The 17,504-nt window shown below is 51.7% G+C and carries 19 protein-coding genes; 14 read left to right on the top strand and 5 right to left on the bottom strand.

Annotated elements, in window-relative coordinates; all coding sequences use genetic code 11:
- Positions 1-55 precede the first annotated feature (55 nt).
- From BN8_RS07230 to BN8_RS07205, 6 genes are all read left to right on the top strand, one after another.
- Complete coding sequence (locus BN8_RS07230) at positions 56-1,219, top strand: oxygenase MpaB family protein (protein ID WP_051041008.1); 1,164 nt, start codon at positions 56-58, stop codon at positions 1,217-1,219.
- Complete coding sequence (locus BN8_RS07225; protein WP_040005514.1) at positions 1,216-1,935, top strand: transmembrane-type terpene cyclase; 720 nt, start codon at positions 1,216-1,218, stop codon at positions 1,933-1,935. Before BN8_RS07230 ends, BN8_RS07225 begins: the two co-directional genes overlap by 4 nt.
- A complete protein-coding gene (locus tag BN8_RS07220) occupies positions 1,853-3,769 on the top strand; it encodes a 7TM diverse intracellular signaling domain-containing protein (protein ID WP_192579024.1) in 1,917 nt (638 codons plus the stop codon). The genes BN8_RS07225 and BN8_RS07220 overlap by 83 nt, the downstream gene beginning before the upstream one ends.
- Positions 3,770-3,798: 29 nt before the next feature.
- Positions 3,799-4,557, top strand: a complete 759-nt coding sequence (locus BN8_RS07215; RefSeq protein ID WP_009281163.1) for a response regulator — start codon at positions 3,799-3,801, stop codon at positions 4,555-4,557.
- 497 nt (positions 4,558-5,054) lie between these two features.
- Positions 5,055-5,390 carry a DUF6883 domain-containing protein gene (locus BN8_RS07210; protein ID WP_009281162.1) on the top strand — a complete coding sequence of 112 codons (336 nt, stop codon included), beginning with the start codon at positions 5,055-5,057 and terminating at the stop codon, positions 5,388-5,390.
- An 11-nt stretch (positions 5,391-5,401) separates the two neighbouring features.
- Positions 5,402-5,614: a DUF4926 domain-containing protein gene (locus BN8_RS07205; protein ID WP_009281161.1), complete on the top strand. Its 213-nt coding sequence runs from the start codon at positions 5,402-5,404 to the stop codon at positions 5,612-5,614.
- Positions 5,615-5,834: 220 nt separating this feature from the next.
- Here BN8_RS07205 and argC read toward each other — a convergent pair whose 3' ends face one another.
- From argC to BN8_RS07185, 4 genes are all read right to left on the bottom strand, one after another.
- Positions 5,835-6,815 carry an N-acetyl-gamma-glutamyl-phosphate reductase gene (gene argC / locus BN8_RS07200; RefSeq protein ID WP_009281160.1) on the bottom strand — a complete coding sequence of 327 codons (981 nt, stop codon included), beginning with the start codon at positions 6,813-6,815 and terminating at the stop codon, positions 5,835-5,837.
- A gap of 83 nt (positions 6,816-6,898) precedes the next feature.
- Complete coding sequence (locus tag BN8_RS07195) at positions 6,899-8,158, bottom strand: glycosyltransferase family 4 protein (protein ID WP_009281159.1); 1,260 nt, start codon at positions 8,156-8,158, stop codon at positions 6,899-6,901.
- The gene (gene argG / locus BN8_RS07190; RefSeq protein WP_009281158.1) at positions 8,139-9,335 is read right to left on the bottom strand and encodes an argininosuccinate synthase; all 1,197 of its coding nucleotides are present in this window, start codon (positions 9,333-9,335) and stop codon (positions 8,139-8,141) included. Before argG ends, BN8_RS07195 begins: the two co-directional genes overlap by 20 nt.
- Before the next feature lie 128 nt (positions 9,336-9,463).
- Positions 9,464-10,051, bottom strand: a complete 588-nt coding sequence (locus BN8_RS07185) for a hypothetical protein (protein ID WP_009281157.1) — start codon at positions 10,049-10,051, stop codon at positions 9,464-9,466.
- Between the two features lie 136 nt (positions 10,052-10,187).
- Here BN8_RS07185 and BN8_RS32415 point away from each other — a divergent pair, with 136 nt between their 5' ends.
- The 4 genes from BN8_RS32415 to BN8_RS07170 all read left to right on the top strand — a co-directional run bounded on the left by BN8_RS32415 (position 10,188) and on the right by BN8_RS07170 (position 12,837).
- Positions 10,188-10,343, top strand: coding sequence for a tyrosine-type recombinase/integrase (locus BN8_RS32415; RefSeq protein WP_144051620.1), 156 nt, complete (start codon positions 10,188-10,190; stop codon positions 10,341-10,343).
- 197 nt (positions 10,344-10,540) lie between these two features.
- On the top strand, positions 10,541-11,278 hold the full coding sequence (locus BN8_RS07180; RefSeq protein ID WP_144051602.1) for a class I SAM-dependent methyltransferase: 738 nt from the start codon (positions 10,541-10,543) through the stop codon (positions 11,276-11,278).
- A 188-nt stretch (positions 11,279-11,466) separates the two neighbouring features.
- On the top strand, positions 11,467-12,081 hold the full coding sequence (locus BN8_RS07175; RefSeq protein ID WP_040005512.1) for a DinB family protein: 615 nt from the start codon (positions 11,467-11,469) through the stop codon (positions 12,079-12,081).
- Positions 12,082-12,291: 210 nt separating this feature from the next.
- Positions 12,292-12,837, top strand: a complete 546-nt coding sequence (locus BN8_RS07170) for a DUF7010 family protein (RefSeq protein WP_009281156.1) — start codon at positions 12,292-12,294, stop codon at positions 12,835-12,837.
- A 43-nt stretch (positions 12,838-12,880) separates the two neighbouring features.
- Here BN8_RS07170 and BN8_RS07165 read toward each other — a convergent pair whose 3' ends face one another.
- Positions 12,881-13,756, bottom strand: coding sequence for a diacylglycerol/lipid kinase family protein (locus BN8_RS07165; protein ID WP_009281155.1), 876 nt, complete (start codon positions 13,754-13,756; stop codon positions 12,881-12,883).
- Positions 13,757-13,981: 225 nt separating this feature from the next.
- Between BN8_RS07165 and BN8_RS07160 the strand changes: the two genes are divergently transcribed.
- The 4 genes from BN8_RS07160 to BN8_RS07145 all read left to right on the top strand — a co-directional run bounded on the left by BN8_RS07160 (position 13,982) and on the right by BN8_RS07145 (position 17,491).
- Positions 13,982-14,419 (top strand): YybH family protein, encoded by a 438-nt coding sequence (locus BN8_RS07160; protein ID WP_009281152.1) that lies wholly within the window; start codon positions 13,982-13,984, stop codon positions 14,417-14,419.
- A 122-nt stretch (positions 14,420-14,541) separates the two neighbouring features.
- Positions 14,542-15,018 (top strand): MarR family winged helix-turn-helix transcriptional regulator, encoded by a 477-nt coding sequence (locus BN8_RS07155; protein ID WP_009281151.1) that lies wholly within the window; start codon positions 14,542-14,544, stop codon positions 15,016-15,018.
- Positions 15,019-15,077: 59 nt separating this feature from the next.
- On the top strand, positions 15,078-16,415 hold the full coding sequence (locus tag BN8_RS07150) for a TolC family protein (protein ID WP_009281150.1): 1,338 nt from the start codon (positions 15,078-15,080) through the stop codon (positions 16,413-16,415).
- A gap of 20 nt (positions 16,416-16,435) precedes the next feature.
- Complete coding sequence (locus BN8_RS07145) at positions 16,436-17,491, top strand: efflux RND transporter periplasmic adaptor subunit (protein WP_009281149.1); 1,056 nt, start codon at positions 16,436-16,438, stop codon at positions 17,489-17,491.
- Positions 17,492-17,504 lie beyond the last annotated feature (13 nt).

The raw sequence follows: 17,504 nt of genomic DNA, 5'->3' as shown, positions 1-17,504 counted from the left end.
GATTTTTGGTAGATTTATAGCCGCACTGACTACCTCAACCGTTCCTTGTAACCCAATGCTTCCTGCCATCGATCTTTCCCCTTTTCGAATGCAGCAGGATGCCGTGGCCGATGCCCTGATCGCTGATCTGGTACGTGACCATGACATCCAGGCGGCTAACCGTCTGCTGCAAACCCTGACCCGCAACTACGACATCCGGGGGAGGCTGCTTCCTGGTCCCCTTGGCGAACGACTGGACCAGTACCTCGAAGCAACAGCACCTCCACCCGCCTGGGCCAATCCGGACGCCATCCGCACGGCCCAGCGGGTGTTTGCCACCAACGCCGTTACGATTGCGATGCTGCTGAACTTCCGGTCGTTGCCCATGGCTTATTCCTGCGCCAACGGCTCGAAGGTGCTCTACGAAACGGGGTTGCTCACAGCCCGCGACGGGGTGCCGAATCTGGTCCGGCGGCTGATGGAAACGGCTCAGTTTGTCATTTACGCCATGGAGCCGGGCGGACTGTCGCCAGGTGGCCGGGGTATCCTAACCACCCAGAAAGTCCGGCTGATTCACGCGTCGATCCGGCACCTGCTGATTACCCAGCGCCAGTGGGACCACCAGCACCACGGGGCTCCGATCAATCAGGAGGATATGGCCGGTACGTTGCTGTCGTTCAGCGCGCTCGTGCTCGAAGGGCTTGAGATGAGTGGCTACAAGCTCAGTCGGGAACAGAAAGACGCGTACATCCACTGCTGGAACGTAGTGGGTCACTGGCTCGGTCTCGACGAACGGCTCATGGCCCCCAATTACGACGAAGCCCTGCAATTAGGGTACACGATCTTCGACCAGCAACTGGCCCCTTCGCCCTGGGGCGTTCAACTGGCCGCGGCACTCGCGGAAGATATGGGCCGGAAAGTGGGCGTGCTCCTCAAACCGGCGGTGCCCGTACTGATCCGCTACTATTGTGGCAACCACGTTGGTGATGTGCTTGGCATCGCTCAGGTACCTTTGGTGCACCAGCGCCGGGTAGCCAACCGCATCAAGCTGCTGAGTTCGGGACTACAGCGGGCCGAAACGCTCATGCCTGTGTTGCGGTGGCTGCTCGGCAAAATGTCTGTCGATTTTCTACAGAACACCACTACGGTGTTCAACGGCTTCAAGCACGCTCAGTTCTACGTCCCAACCTACCTCACCGAAGGGGCCGAAGCCCTTCGCCAACGGAACGAAACCCGATGAAACCACCCTGTACCTACTCACCCGATCAGTGGATCAACTTTTGCGACTACACACCCCTTCAGATCGGCCTTGTGCTGGTCGGCACCGTGTTCTGGAACATTGCCTACGGCGTCATCATCCGGAATGGCCTCCGCTACCGCTACGTTGAAATGCCCTATCTGGCCGGAGCGTCGAACTTCGCCTGGGAACTGGTGTGGGGCTTTGTCCTGCTCACCGACATGGGCCGGTTGTTTGTCTGGGGCCTGCGCGGCTGGTTCTTCATGGATGTTTTCATTTTTGCCCTGCTGCTGCGCTACGGCAGCAAACAACTGGTTAACCCCGGCGTTCGGCCGTATTTTGTCTGGATTAAGCTATCCGTATTTCTGTTCTGGATTCCGGTGTTTTACTACTTCTATCAGGAAGGCTACGACACCAGCATGGGCGCTACGTCGGCCTACCTGATCACGGTCGTGATGTCGGCGCTGTACATTCAGCACATTCTCAGCCGACCGGAGGGCAGCGTGTTTTCGGGCTTGTCGGCCTGGTGTCAGTTCATCAGCAATACCCTGATGAGCGTGTTTGTCTGGCTGAAATACCCCGACAAGCATTTTCTTCAGTTGTTAACCCTTGCCGTTTTTATCCTGAATGCAGTGTATGTCCTTATCCAATACAGGCAGGCGGCCAGCCTTCGCCATCCGGTGCTTCCTCTTCAGTCTGCTGCTGTTCAGGCTGACTGACGGCTGGGCGGCTGAGCCGTTGGTTATCAATGATCCCGGGCGGTCGTATCCCGTAGCGGGCCACAGCGACATGCTCACCTCCAGCGTGCATGCCGACCAGATTGGCAAACACTGGTCGGCATTCCGGCCGTTTGATTACCACCAGGTCCGCATCGACGTCGACACCAACAATGTGTACTGGTTCCGGTTTACGGTGCGCAACCAGACCGACGAATCGCTGTACCTGGTCGTGCCGACTATGGGCTATGCCACCGTGCTCCTCTACGAATGGAGCAACGGCCGGGTGTTTCCCATTGGCAAAGGTGGCCTTCAACCAATGACGGCCGAAAAATACATGCCCGCCAGCCGCGACATTATGCGTCTGCCGCTTCGGCCGGGTCAGCAACGGACGTACCTGCTGCGAATGAACCGGTTCGACCGGAAATCGCTGCCGGCCAGTATCTATCCGCAGTACGCCCTCATTCGGGAGTCGCATCCGACTGATGTGATTGAAGGGCTGCTGTTTGGCATATTGCTGGCTGTTGTGCTGTATCAGTTGCTGATCTACGTCGTAACCCGCGAGCGCGACTACCTGCTGCTGGGTGGGTATTTGTTTGTATTCTCGCTGCAACTGGCCATTTTTTCGGGCCATTTCTACGAACTTTTCCCCGACATACCGTTCTGGCTCAACGACCGGCTGTTCTACGCCATCCCGATCGTAACGGCGCTGCTGTCGTTTGCCTTTGCCTATTATTTTCTGAAGATCAGAATCCAGACTGACCCCATCATCCGGTACGGGTTTCGGTTGTTGTTCGGCTTTTTCCTGATTCTGCTGGCAGCCGCCATTTTAGGCTTTGGCCGCATAGCGGTGCTGTATCAGAACACCACCCCGCTGGCTGCGGCCTTTATGCTGTACACCGGCACCCGGATCTACCGGACAGGCGACAAACCCGCCCTGCTGTTCCTGATTGCCTACTGCGTTCCGATTTTTGCTATCCTGTACCTGTCGCTGTACATCTACGGCATCCTGACGTATTCGTGGCTGAACCACACTATGCTCCTGATGAGCAGCGATGCCCACGCTATCCTGTTCTCGATCGCGATTGCCTACAAGATCAAGACGTACAAGGACGAAGCCGAGCAGCTTATGGTCGCCCAGAACATCCGGCTGGAGCAAAAAGTAGCCGAACGAACCCGCGAACTGGCCGAAGATAAAATACGGATTCAGGAGCAGTCTGACCAGTTGAAGATGGTCATGAAGGAGCTGCACCATCGCGTCAAGAACAACCTCAGCATCATTTCGGGTCTACTGAGTCTGCAATCGAACCAGTTGACCGACGAACAGGCCATTCGGGCGTTTCAGGAGGGGCAGCAACGCATTGAGGTCATGTCGCTCATTCACCAGCAGTTATATAAAACCGATCAGATTTCAGCCATCGATATTCGTCAGTATATTCGCGAACTAACCGCCAGTCTGATCCACGCGTACGGCTTCAGCGAGCGCTCGTTTGAGTTCCGGTTTCAGAGCGATTTCGATGAACTAAACATCGATCTGGCTATTCCACTCGGCCTGATTCTGAACGAATTGCTGACCAATGCGTTCAAATACGCTTACCGCGAGGTTGACAAGCCGGTCCTGATCATTAACCTCCGGAAACAGGACGGACTCCTGCTCGAAGTACAGGACAACGGACCCGGCATCGACGTATCGAACTGGCAGCGGTCGGGCGGCTCGTTCGGCAAGCGCCTGATCAAGGGCCTGAGCCAGCAGACGGGTGGCGAGTTTACAATTGAGAGTGATAATGGCACCCGGTTTCAGTTACACATTCCCGAAAGCGAACTGGCAATGGCCTGATTTCAAGCGCATATAGAGTACATCCCGTCATGGAGTCGAACACAAAAGTGAACATCCTGATCGTTGAAGACGAGGCTATTCTGGCGATGGCCCTCAGCGACAGCCTGGAAGCCGAGGGCTATAACGTAGTCGGTATCGCCAACAATGGCACCAAAGCAGTAGACCTGTTCGAACGTAACCAGGTAGATCTGCTGCTGTGCGACATCAACATCAAAGGCGAGTTTGACGGCATTGAGACGGTTCGGCGCATCACTAACGCCCGGCCGATTCCGGTTATCTACCTGACCGCCCTGTCGGATTCGGACACCCTCGAACGGGCCAAACAAACGTATCCGGCGGCATACATGACCAAGCCGTATAATCTGCTCAACCTGCGTATTTCGATCGATATGTCGCTGCATACGTTCAGTACGCGCTCCTTACCCGCCGGCAAAGTCCCGACTGCCGCACCGGAACGCGACACCATTCTGCAAATCGACGACGATGTGTTTATTAAGCAGGGCTACCAGTACGTGAAGATTCATTTCAGCGACATCCTGATTCTGGAAGCCGAGGATATTTACACGACGTTTGTTACCACCACCAGGAAGTACGCCCTGCGCCTGCCGCTGACGGCCGTTCTTGACAAGCTGAACCACAAACGGCTGGTACGTGTCCATCGCTCCTACGCCGTCAACATCAGCCGGGTCGACGTGTTTAACGACCACGAGATGACCATTGGGACGCACATCGTTCCGCTCGGCAAAAACTACAAGGACGAGTTCATGAACAGCTTCCGATTCAAATAGGTCAGGTAGCTCAATGCCACCTGACCCGATCAGACGTGTTCCACCCGCTACGGTTGGGCTTCTCCAGTACTGTCACCAAAACTCGCGGGCCGGTTGCCTGATGAACAGGCAAATGAGCCCAGCGTCTAGTTTTCAAGCTCCAGCAGGAAGCCCAGGCGGATAAAGCAGAGGAAGGTTTTCATAGCGGGCTGTTGTTTTGTTGCGAACTGTTCGTCTGACTGACGATGTAAAAGTAGCTGCTACAACAAGGCCCGGGGGAGCGTTGACGGTGAAACCCCGGAATTGGTAGGTAAACCGTTGAATTATGTAAGCTAACGTCTGAGACTGCTCACTTCCTTATGCCGCCTTAAAGCAAATCAGCTTGCTTGTGGCTTTAATCAACAGTCTTGTGAAGTGCTATTATCACATCTTGGCTACTCATGCTGCCAGCTTACAATGGATTCACATCCGCCTATTTAAACTATTTTTTATAAGCCACCCTTTATTGCACTCGCTATATGCTCTTTCCTTTCGCCGAGAAAGCTTTTATAGACGACAAAAAACTAGTTGGCTACTGTCTGTCCGAAACGCATATAACCGACAAGCATAAAGCCCGTGTTTTCAAGGCCGCCTTAGGAATCACTGCTGACAATTACTTAATTTTGAAAGAAGCCATATCGACGGCCGTTCTGATAGAAGACGCTACGTTTAGTGGAGCCAATGCACAGGGTGAGTTGTACGTGGTTGATTTTATATTGACGTATAAAGCCCGGCAAGCATCGATTCGTTCGGCCTGGATCATTCACTTTGGGGAATCGTTTCCTCGTTTGGTCAGTTGTTATGTAAATGAATAATATCGTTAGTTATGAACGAGTTTAATCTGCTGGATGTAGTTGTTTTATTAATAGACATCCCCGAGGCAAAACTGAGAAAAGGCAACTTGGGAACCATTGTTGACGTTTTCGAAAATAACGAGTATCTCGTCGAGTTCGCCGATTTGAACGGCATTATGTACGCGCTTCCTGTTATTTCGGCAGATAGGTTACTAAAGGTTTATCAGGAACCTGTTACCATCTAATTTCTTTATGAGTGAGATCAGTTCTCAACCTGATCAGTAATGACAGAGCACCGTAGCGATTGTGAAACCTCAATAAATTATAGATCACAGTTATTTGGAATCACTACGGTCACCTCATCAACAGACCGGTTAAGCAACCGACCCCACAGCAGCAGTATAATTAGCTTATTGAAACAGCTCGTTTGACTGCGATCAAAACAATCTGGTTAAAGCTCCTCGCTCAAAACGCCACGGGTTTCAGCCGCAGGCCGGCATCTTCGGGTAGGCCAAAGACGAGGTTCATGTTCTGCACCGCCTGCCCTGAAGCGCCTTTGGTCAGGTTGTCGATCACACTGGTGATGAGCAGTTGCCCGTCGTGAACCTCCAGATGTAAAAAGCACTTGTTGGTGTTCACAATCTGCTTCACATCGACCGGTGTCTCGCTCACGTGCGTGAACGGATGGCCTTCGTAATACGCCCGGTACAGTTCCTTTGCTTCCTCGCGGGTTCCGCTAAAAGGTGTGTAGACATTGGCCATGATGCCGCGCGTAAAATCTCCCCGGTACGGCACAAAGTTGATGGCGTCCGTAAAGTCTGGCTGCAACGTAGTGAGGCTCTGCCGGATTTCGGTCAGGTGCTGGTGCGTAAAAGCTTTGTAGATGGAGATGTTGTTGTTGCGCCACGTAAAGCCCGTCGTCGGTACCAGGGCCTGACCCGCACCTGTACTCCCCGTTACGGCGCTCACATGCACGGCATCAGTCAGTCGGGCGGCAGCGGCCAGGGGCAGGAGCGCTAACTGGATAGACGTAGCGAAACAGCCGGGGTTCGCAATCCGGTCCGACTCCCTGATTCGGTCGCGCTGCAACTCAGGCAGGCCGTACACAAAGTCCCCGGACTCGTCGCGAAAATCGGTGCTGAGGTCAATGATGGCGACGCTTTCCGGCACTTCGTTTTCGCTCAGAAATTTGGCCGATTCACCGTGACCGGAGCAAAGGAAAATGGCGTCGAGCCCCTCCTGCGCCAGCAACGTAGCGGGCTCCTCCCCCGAGAAGGTCAGGTCGGTGTCGCCCAGCAGGTCGGTATGCGTGGCGTACACGGGTTTGCCGGCCTGGCTTTTGCTGTGCACGAACGCTACGTCCGCAAAGGGGTGATTGAGTAAAATACGCAGCAGTTCGCCACCTGTGTAGCCCGCTCCGCCGATGATACCTGCATTGATTCTCATTTTTTTACCGCAAAGGCGCTAAGAATACGCAAAGGGCGCAAAACAAAACTGCGAACTTGGCGCTTCCATTGCGCCCTTTGCGGTTAATTAGTTAATGTTTGATATAAAGTAATGTGCTCCTGCACGAACTTCTCCCACGAAAACAACCCGGCCCGCTGAACAGCTTTGGCAGCCAGTTCGGTACGTAACGCGCCCGATTGGGTTACGTCCAGCATGGCCTGGCAGAGCGCATCAGCATCTGTCGGTGCCACCTGAATGGCCGCGTCGCCCACCACTTCGGGCAACGACGACACGTTGGACGTAATGACCGGCAGTCCGCACTGCATAGCTTCCAGCGGTGGCAGACCGAAGCCCTCGTACAACGACGGATACACAAACGCCAGCGCCCCAGCATACAACGGAGCGAGGTCTTCGTCAGGCACAAAACCCGTGAACACCAGCCGCGACTGCACCGACTCATTCCGGGCCAGTTCCGCCAGAATCTTGTCGAACTTCCAGCCTTTTGTACCAACCAGCACCAGCTTTACCTCCGCAGACAACGCCCCGCTCTCGACCAATTGAACGAAGCACCGAATCAGGTGATCGATGTTCTTGCGGGGTTCGAGCGTCGCCAGACTCAGCAGGTACGGCTCCTCCCCCACGCCCAACCGCTGCCGAACGGCCCGCTGCCGGCCTTCGTCGCTGACCGGGTGAAACAGGTCTTTCGAAGCCGCCAGCCGGATAGGTACGACCCGGTCCGGATCAAAGTGGGTGTAGTTGCAAAAATCCTGCTTTGTCGCTTCCGATACGGTCACAACGCAGGCATCGGCGGGTAGGGTTCCAATCATCCGCTTTACGCTGTCGTCGCCGTCGGGAAACCACTCGGGATGAAACACCGGAATCAGGTCATGAATCGTCTGCACCTTCCGAATACCGCTATCCTGCCCGATCGGTGCCGGAATGGCATAGAAGGGTGAATGATAAACACCACCGCGCGGTACCTGCCCCATTCCGAAACGGGCCTGATCCCTACCGAGCGCCTTTTTTGTGCGGTAAAACCCTTCCCGAATGACCTTCGAGGGCAGGCTTTCCGGTGCAAACGGCGACAGCAGCGTATTCTCCAGCCCGGCCCAGCGTTGCTCCCCTACCCGATTGATGAACGTCGGTCCACCGGCTCCGAAGGTCTGGCGGGCGTACCGCATCGTTTCGGCCAGGTGGGTGGGTGCGGCCAGCGACAGCCGAACGTCCGGTGCCTGCCACAACCCATGCACCAACTGCTCGTTCACCCGCCCGACACCCGTTCGTGCCTGCCGGTGGTACAACCCCAGGCCAAGCAGGCTGGCATCAACGGTTATGTTCAGCAATTTTTTCGTAGATCATCACCTGGTTCGACATCACCTTCGAGAAGCCCCGTACATCGTCGCCGGTCCAGGCGTTGTTCATCTCGCCGTAGCTACCGAAGGCCGACGACATCAGATCATACGGCGATTCAATGCCGAGTACCTGGAAGCGGTACGGTGCGAGCAGTACGTGTACCTTGCCCGATACGTGCGTCTGGGTATCGGTCAGGAACGTTTCGATGTTGCGCATCACCGGATCGATGAACTGCCCTTCGTGGAGCATGGTGCCGTACCAGTTGGCCATCTGCTCTTTCCAGTACAGTTGCCACTTCGTCAGTACGTGTTTTTCGAGGGTGTGATGCGCTTTCAGGATGACAAGCGGGGCCGGGGCTTCGAAGCCGACGCGTCCTTTGATCCCGATGATCGTATCGCCCACATGAATGTCGCGGCCAACGCCAAACGGTCCGGCGATTTCGGTCAGTTTCCGGATAGCATCAACCGGGTTATTAAACGACTCATCATTCAAGCCTTTCAACTCACCCTGTTCGAACGTGAGCGTGATCGTTTCCGGCTCGGTTTTCGTCACCTGCGTCGGCCAGGCCGATTCGGGCAGGAACTGGTCAGAGGTCAGCGTTTCCTTGCCGCCCACCGACGTACCCCACAGGCCTTTGTTGATCGAGTAAGCCGCTTTGTGCCACTCCTGATCGACGCCCTTGCCTTTGAGGTATTCGATCTCGGCCTCGCGAGACAGCCGCAGGTCGCGAATGGGCGTAATGATTTCGGCTTCGGGAATGATGATCCGGAACGCCATATCGAAACGTACCTGGTCGTTGCCGGCTCCGGTGCTGCCGTGCGCAATGGCGTTGGCACCGATTTTCCGGGCGTATTCGGCTGCGGCCAGCGCCTGGAAGATCCGTTCGGCACTGACGCAAAGCGGATACGTATTGTTTTTAAGGACATTACCGAACACCAGGTACTTCAGACACTGCTGGTAGTAGTCGTCGGTTTTGGCGATGGTGGCGTGGGATTTCACCCCGAGGGAGTAGGCTCGGTCTTCAATGGCTTTCAGTTCATCGTCTGAAAAACCACCCGTATCGACCAGTACCGAGTGAACTTCCATGCCCCGATCTTCGGACAGGTATTTGACGCAGAAGGAGGTATCCAGACCTCCGCTAAAGGCAAGAACTACTTTTTGAGACATCAGACGTGGGACGCCGGACCATCGCAGCCCGCCGTCGGTATAGTTTTGGCGAGGCAAATATCGGGCATTCACCGGTATTATGCGTGATTGAATTTGGTTTGGTTACTCAAACCCACGCCCTGACAAGCTCAATCGTCAACTTTTATGTTGGTGAGTTCGATTCGATCAGGAGCCGAATTAAACAGCCATTGTTCTCCATAGATGGATTTATACCAAACCTTAAATCGAATCTCTTTACGGTGCGAGGCTTCATCTACCCATCGGGCTACATACTTATGGTCAAGGTTGCAAAGTTTAACCTCCTCGCCAACGGGCAGGATACGCGTGGGATACAAGGTGCTTTGATTAATCGCAAAATTGATAACCTCCGCCGGTTTTGCTTTACCCTGCGCCAGACCATCCTTTACAACGGCGTAAATGACGCTGCGTATATCCGGGTAAACCTTTCCTTTATACGTAATCTCAGCTTTCTGGATAAACGCCGGCCCTATACCATTATTGACTAGTATGTATGTTAAATGCCACGACTTACTATCCCCGCCATTGTCTTTGTAGCTATCCAGGACAGGCATCACAGATGCGTATTGCTGCGTTCGCTGCAAATAAGCCTGGTAGAACGTAATGCCGATGGCGCAGAAGCTCGAAATGACGGCCAGGATGCTCAGATACGTATCGAGCGTAACAACAACGTTGCGTTTGGGCGGATTGCGGCTCATAATACCGCAAGTATAGTAAAACCAGCGAACTCCCCGACATCACCCACCCAGCCCGGCGCAGTTGCTGAGGGGATGCAACATTGTTCATCGTCTACGAAAGAGTAAACGAAACAAACCGATTATCATACATTGACTACTGTATAACTTCGCCACCCATCTGCTCGAAGCCGGTACTGATATACGCTTTATTCAGGAGTTGCTTAGACATAGTGACCTGAAAACAACCCTGCGCTACACGCACGTAAGTGATAAGAGCCTCAGAAACATCAAAAGCCCACTCGACAGGCTTTGATTGTTACGCGCATACTGTATTGTTCGGGTAATACCACAATGCATTCACTTAAATATACATAACCAATTGTATATCAAACACTTAAAATGAGTTCATGCTAGACACTACTTACTCGGTATCAGCTTTTTAGTAAATTTACCCAGATGCACAAAAAGTGCGTATATTTATGAGTTAGCGGTCAGCTTAATCCGGACATCGTGACAATAGACAAAACGATAAAAGAAAACATAATTTCTGCTTATGAAGTAATGGCAGAGAAGTATAATGAGCTTATTGATCATAAGCCTCACAACGCTTACTATGACAGACCAAACACACTTGAGTTGCTATCAGACGTTGACGGCAAAATAATCCTTGATGCAGCTTGTGGGCCAGGAAAATATGCTGAAATCTTAGTAAGTAAAGGGGCACTTGTAAAAGGTTTTGATATTAGTCCTAAAATGGTAGAGTTAGCAAATAGGAGAAACAATAACCAAATAGAGTTTTTTGTTCACGACTTGTCTACTCCTTTTGAAATGATAGAGGATAATTCCTGTGACATAGTGCTTTGTGCATTAGCATTGCACTATATTGAAGATTGGACTGTTACAATTAAAGAATTTTATAGAGTATTAAGAGATAAGGGAATAGTAGTAATATCTATTGAACATCCATTTTATGAGTTTAATTTCTTTAAATCAAAAAAATACTTCGAAGTCGAAAATGTGAGGTGCACCTGGAAAGGTTTTGGACGACCCATAGAAGTCAATAGCTTTAGAAGACCATTAAACAAGTGTATAACACCACTAACAGACAATGGTTTTTACATCGACAAATTAGTTGAACCTAAACCAACAATAGAATTTGAACGGTTAGATCCAAGACATTATAAAGAACTGAACGAATTTCCAGCGTTTATGTGTATCAGGGCTGTGAAAAGAAATACCATAGCATAACAATAAAAGCCGATCCGCTAACATGGCATTTACAAAAGCATGGCTTTCGAACAATAACTTAAACGCTATATCTTTATTCAATAACAGAAAGTAAATGAAGGTGAAGCAAGTAAATGCCATGCCTTCGCAAATGCTTTCCACGTTGGCTGCAAATTTTTAGAGACACTTACTGCTTAAATCATTTCAGTATGACCAAACTTTACCAACTACTATTTTCATCATTAATACTATTAGCAACATCAACTTGCTATAGCCAGACAAAAAGTATTTGGACAGAAGCAGACCGTAAATTCTTAATTGATAACCTTGAAAGAACGAAACTCGAAATTATAAATCAGACAAAAAGCTTAACTTCAGAACAATGGGCTTTTAAAGAAGACTCTACAAAATGGACGATTGGACAAGTACTTGAACATTTAGGACTGTATGAAAGGATTTTCGCCCAAGAAGCTGACATCATGCTAAGCAGTACACCTGAACCACAGCTTGATAGTATCTCTTTGCCAGACACTTCTTATATAAATTGGATGAATGACCCAAGTCCTCACAAAGCCGAATGGAATGCTGAGCCGTTAGGTTTTATGAAAGGGAGCGACAATCTTACTTTCTTCCTATTCGGTAGAAATCATATCATTGATTTTATCAAAAATACCACGTATGACTTAAAGGCTCATTACACATACAGATGGGGAGATGAAAAAAGAAGAAGTATACATGCATTAATGGTTGTTCATTTTGGACACTCAGATAGACATTTAAAACAAATAAGGAAAATTAAAGATAATCCAAAGTTTCCAAAATAAATCTGCAGCCAACAAAAGGTTTGCCGCAAGGCTGGCAGACGTAGTAACAATCGACAGTTGTACTACTATCAGCGAATATCGGGCTTGACCGAATTCTATTTAGCTTTTAGTTGTTAACTTAAACTTCAGTTTTTTAATTGGCTTCAGTTGCCGGGCAGACAGTTATAAAATACCAGCCCTGCGGCAAGCCCTGTTCGTTGAAAGTTTGTTATGACACAACTTGTCAGGTCTCTTGAGGAGCAAAAGCAGGCGTTTAAAGAGCAAAAATTGTTGGCTACACCAATCGCTGGATTATTGGCCTGGCTTATAGTTGGCGTTGCGGGTTTGTTCTTATCGCCTATAGGTAAGGTCTGGGTACTCTTTATTGCCACAGGAAGTATTGTGTATCTGGGCATGTTTATATCAAAATTCACTGGTGAGAACTTTCTTGATAAGCGCAAACCCAGGAACACCTTTGATACCCTTTTCTTCTACACCGTAGGTCAAGCCTTCCTGGTTTATTCCATCGCCATTCCATTCTTTTTGGTAGATTACTCGTCATTGCCTCTCACCGTAGGAATCCTGACGGGATTAATGTGGCTACCCCTGAGCTGGATCATTGACCATTGGATTGGCATTTTTCACGCCGTTGCAAGAACCATTATTGTGCTGGCGCTTTGGTACGTATTGCCTCAACACCGGTTTGTTGCCATCCCGTTTGCAATTGCTGGAATCTACGTAGTGACAATCACAATTTTGATAAACAGAAAGCGCTGACCTTAAAACGGTCCTACACCTTACACCCATTATCCCCATCCCTTCACAACAACACCAGCGAACTGCCTGGCAGTACTCGTACCTCAACCCGACCGGTGGGGACCGTCAGCGGTTCGCCGTCGGCGTGGATCAGCAGCGGTTCGTCGGCCTGCACCGTCGCGGTGGTTACGGGTCGCCCCGACCAGTAGGCCGATCGGTTGATGCTCCGGTTAAACAAGCGCCACGTCAGCAGCCCCGCGAGGTGTTTGGGAAATGGGCTTACTTCGCACTGTTCGAGTCGGCCGTCGGCAATGTTGGCGGTGGGTGCCACCCAGACGCCGTTTCCAAACTGCCCCGCATTGGCGAACGTTAGCGAAAAGAGCGCTTTCTCCTCTCCGTCCAGTACGTACCGTCCCGGCTTATAGCGCCAGAACGCCTGGTAGGCGGTCCGGATGTAGGTTGGCAACCCCCGTACGGGCTGTTGGGCAAACAGGTGCGCTACGTAGGCTTCAAAGCCGAGCCCGGCCGTACAGAAAAATGGGTGCTCGTTGATAAGGCCGCTGTCGATGACTACTGGTCGGCCTTTCAGGGCTTTGTCGATGGCCTGGGTTGGATTCAGGGGAATTTTCAGGTGCCGGGCCAGTCCATTCCCTGACCCGATCGGTACAATGCCCAGCGCCGTACCGGATTGCCGCAATGCCCGCGCCGTTTCGTTGACCGTACCGTCGCCACCGATGGCCAACACCCGGGTGACACCCCGCTGAATGGCCGCCTTCGCCAGCTCGGTCGCGTGACCGGGGTACTCGGTCATGACGGCTTCGGGCGCGTAGTCAAGCGCTTCGGCCTGACGCAGAAAATAATCATGAAGCCGGGTTTTGACCGCCGGGGACGCCGTGCCCGACAGCGGATTGATAATTGCCAGAACAGCAGGTGAAGCCACTACGAGAAGAAGATAAAAAGCAGAATAATGAAAATGACAATGAATACGTAGTACCAGCCATCGGAAAAGATGTACGGCTTATACTCGTTGTAAAAATCCCGGATACGCTTCATTAGGTATGTAGTCGCCACGATCATGGCCGGATTGCGACAAAAGCAGATGACGAATCGATAACAGTTTGATCAATAAATGACTTATTCTTGTAAACAAAGTTCGCCATAAAAAATGAAAATCATTCGCTACGTCTTTTTGATGGGAGGATTACTGATGCTGGTTCCGGCCTTTGCACAGACTGCTGCCGATCGTCGGAACATCCTCGATATTCTGAAACGCCAGACCGAAGACTGGAACGCCGGTAAGGTAGACCGCTTCATGAACGGCTACTGGCAATCGGACTCCCTGACGTTCGTGGGCAAGGTAGGTATCACCTACGGCTACAACGCCACCCTCGCCAACTACAAAAAACGCTACCCCGACCGGGCGTCGATGGGTACGTTGAAGTTTGACATCCTCCAGATGGATTTTCCCGCGCCCAACGTAGCCTATGTCATCGGGCGCTGGCACCTCACCCGCCCCAAAATCGGGGATGCAGGTGGCCATTTTACGCTGCTCTGGCGAAAAATCAAGAACCGCTGGGTCATTGTCAGCGACCACAGTAGCTAGACAGATCGGGAATCACCCATACGTAAAAATGCGCCCGTAAATTGCATATTTATTATACAAGCCAGGTCAAACTTTTCCTTGCCAAATTTGGTTGATATATCAACAGGATATACATTTGCACCATGGTAAGTGAGAAAAGACCAGACATACAGGAAAAGTTCTCCGAGCGATTGGGCCGTTTGTTCATTTTCATGATTAGCCACGCCGGACATTTGATGGCCCGGAAGTCTAATCGCGAATTGACTCGTCTGGGCTTCACATTGCAGATCGAACAGTTTCCAATACTCTTTGTCATCTACTTTTCTGACGACTATCTCCTGTCTCAACAGGAGATAGCTAATTTGCTTCAGAAGGATAAATCGGGCATTCAGCGCTCCATTCGCACGTTGGAACGCGACGGTTATCTCCGGATCGTGGCCGACGACATCGACCGCCGGAAGAACCTGATCCAACTGACACCCGCCGGAAAACTGGTTGTTGAAAAAGTAATTGAAACCGCTGAGGTGATGGACAAACAACTGACCGACCAGCTTTCGGCCGATGAACTGGCCTCGTTTCTGAAAACACTGCGAAAAATCACGACGTTACTCGAAGGATAATATATTTTTTAACCAAATCGTTGATATATCTACAGTTGATACGTCAACGTGTTGTATTTATGAAACGTAAAATTGCACTTGGCTTATTTGCCGTACTTCTTTGGCCCTTATCCGGCTGGGCGCAGACCCCGGCCAGCTTTCGGCTAAAAGACTGTATTGACTACGGCTTACAGAATTTCGGGACGGTCCGGCTGGCTCAGTATCAGGTTGAAACAGCCAACGAACAGGCGCGTCAGGCAATCGGGCAGTATCTGCCGCAGATAAGCGCAACGGGTACGTCGCTCAACAACGTCAAGCTGCAGCAGAGTATCGTACCGGCCGGGGTGTTTGGCCCGGAGCCACGGGTGTTCGTGATCGGTCAGAAGTACCAGACCAACCTGACGGCGCAGGCATCTCAGACGCTGTATGACCGCTCTTTGCTGATTGGCATCAAGGCCAACAAACCGAATCAGCAACTGGCCAGCCTGAATACCCGCCAAACCCGCGAGGACATCATTTACAACATCGCCAGCAATTACTACCAGGTCTTTGTGGCCCAGCAACAGATTGCCCTCCTGCGCGACAACCTCGAACGGACGCAGCAGGTGTTGAACATCCTGAAACTGCAACGCGACAACGGCGTGATTCAGCCCGTCGATTACACCCGGACGGAGGTTAACCTGAACAGTACGCGTTCGCAGTTGAGCCTGGCCGAAAACGATCTGAATCTGGCGCTGAACCGATTGAAGTACCAGATGGGCTTCCCGGCCGACCAGAATCTGGTGCTGACGGACACTACGTTGCTCACCCAGCTACCAGTGGTTGAACAGTCGGCTTTCGATGCCCAGAATCTGGTTTCGTTTCAGCAGGCCGAGACAAATTTAGCGTTGCAGCGGCTACAGCTTCAACGGATTCGGGCGGGGTATCTGCCTACGTTGAGCTTCACCGCGAACTACGGTACGGTTAGTTTAGGTGCCCAGACGCTGGACCGCACCTTCAGTAATTTCGCCGGTTTCGGTAGCATCGGCCTCCGCCTGAACGTACCCATTTTCGACGGCTTACAGCGGGATGCGCAGATCAAGCAGCAGAAGCTAACCCTACTGTCGCAGGAAGAACAGCAGCGCCTGAACACAGCCGCTTACCGGCTTCAGTTCAACAACGCGCAGTCGCAGATTCAGCGGGCGCAGGCCAACGTACAGAACGACGACCGCAACGTGAAACTGGCGCAGGAGGTCTACAACGTCACTACGCTGCAATACCGGCAGGGTACCAAGTCGCTGACCGACCTGATCAACGCCGACAACTCATACCAGCAGGCCCGGACGAATTACATCAATTCGCTGATTAACCTGTATCAGGCCCGGCTGGATTTAGAACAATCGCAGGGCACCTTATTAAGCTTTTACAATCAACTCTGAGAATACAACCGAAGAACACCATGAAAAAGTCAACAATTCTCGTTGTCGCAGCCATGTTGGCGGTTACTGTGCTCATCGGCTTTCGGCTGGCATCCAACAAGAAGACCATTGATGAGAAAAATAAGCAGCCGGTCAACACGAACGTTGCCATTCCCGTAACCACCACCCGCGTCGAAGAAGGAACCGTTAGTCAGCAGCTGGTCAAGACCGGTAATCTGATCCCCTTCAAAGAGGCCAACATTACGGCCACAACGGCCGGTCGGGTTACGAACGTGAGCTTTAATCTGGGCTCGCAGGTACGCCAGGGAGCGGTTCTGGTTCAGTTGGACAACAAACTGAAAGAACTGGCTCTGGAAGCGACACAGTTGAACATCGAAAAACTGAAGAAGGACGTTAACCGGTATAACACGCTGCTGGCCGGCAATGCCACGACGGAAATTCAGGTCAATGAGACCAAATACAACTATGAAAATGCCGTCAATCAGGCCGAGCAGATTAAGAAACAGATTCAGGATGCCAACGTAAAAGCACCGATCAGCGGGCAGATTGTCAAGAAGGACATTGAACCGGGCGAATACGTATCTCCCGGTACGGTGCTGGGTACGGTGCTGGATGTGAATCGCCTGAAAGTGAACGTACTGGTAAACGAAAGCGACGTGTATCAACTGCGCAAAGGCCAGTCGGTTCGCCTGTCGGCCGATGTGTTTCCGGGCAAGGTATTCACCGGCCAGATTTCGTACATCGCCCCCCAGGGTACCGACGAGCACAACTACCCGGTCGAAATCACCGTGGGCAACGCCAACGGCCTGAAAGCCGGTACGTTCGTCAACGTTGACTTCTCGCAGAAATCAAACCAGAAAGCGCTACAGATTCCGCGGGTCGCTTTGGTTGAAAGCATCAAGAATCCCTACGTGTACGTGATCGACGGAAACGTAGCGAAGCAGCGGAAGATTAAAGTTGGCCGCGAATTTGGCGACACCATTGAAGTCCTTGAGGGGCTGACCGCCGGCGATCAGGTGGTCACCACTGGTCAGTTGAACCTGAGCGACGGCAAGCCTGTGCAAATCACAAAATAAACAGCGATAGTGT

This window comes from Fibrisoma limi BUZ 3 (genome assembly GCF_000296815.2).
In the GTDB taxonomy this organism is placed as follows: domain Bacteria; phylum Bacteroidota; class Bacteroidia; order Cytophagales; family Spirosomataceae; genus Fibrisoma; species Fibrisoma limi.
This window is presented reverse-complemented; position numbering and strand designations above follow the sequence as displayed.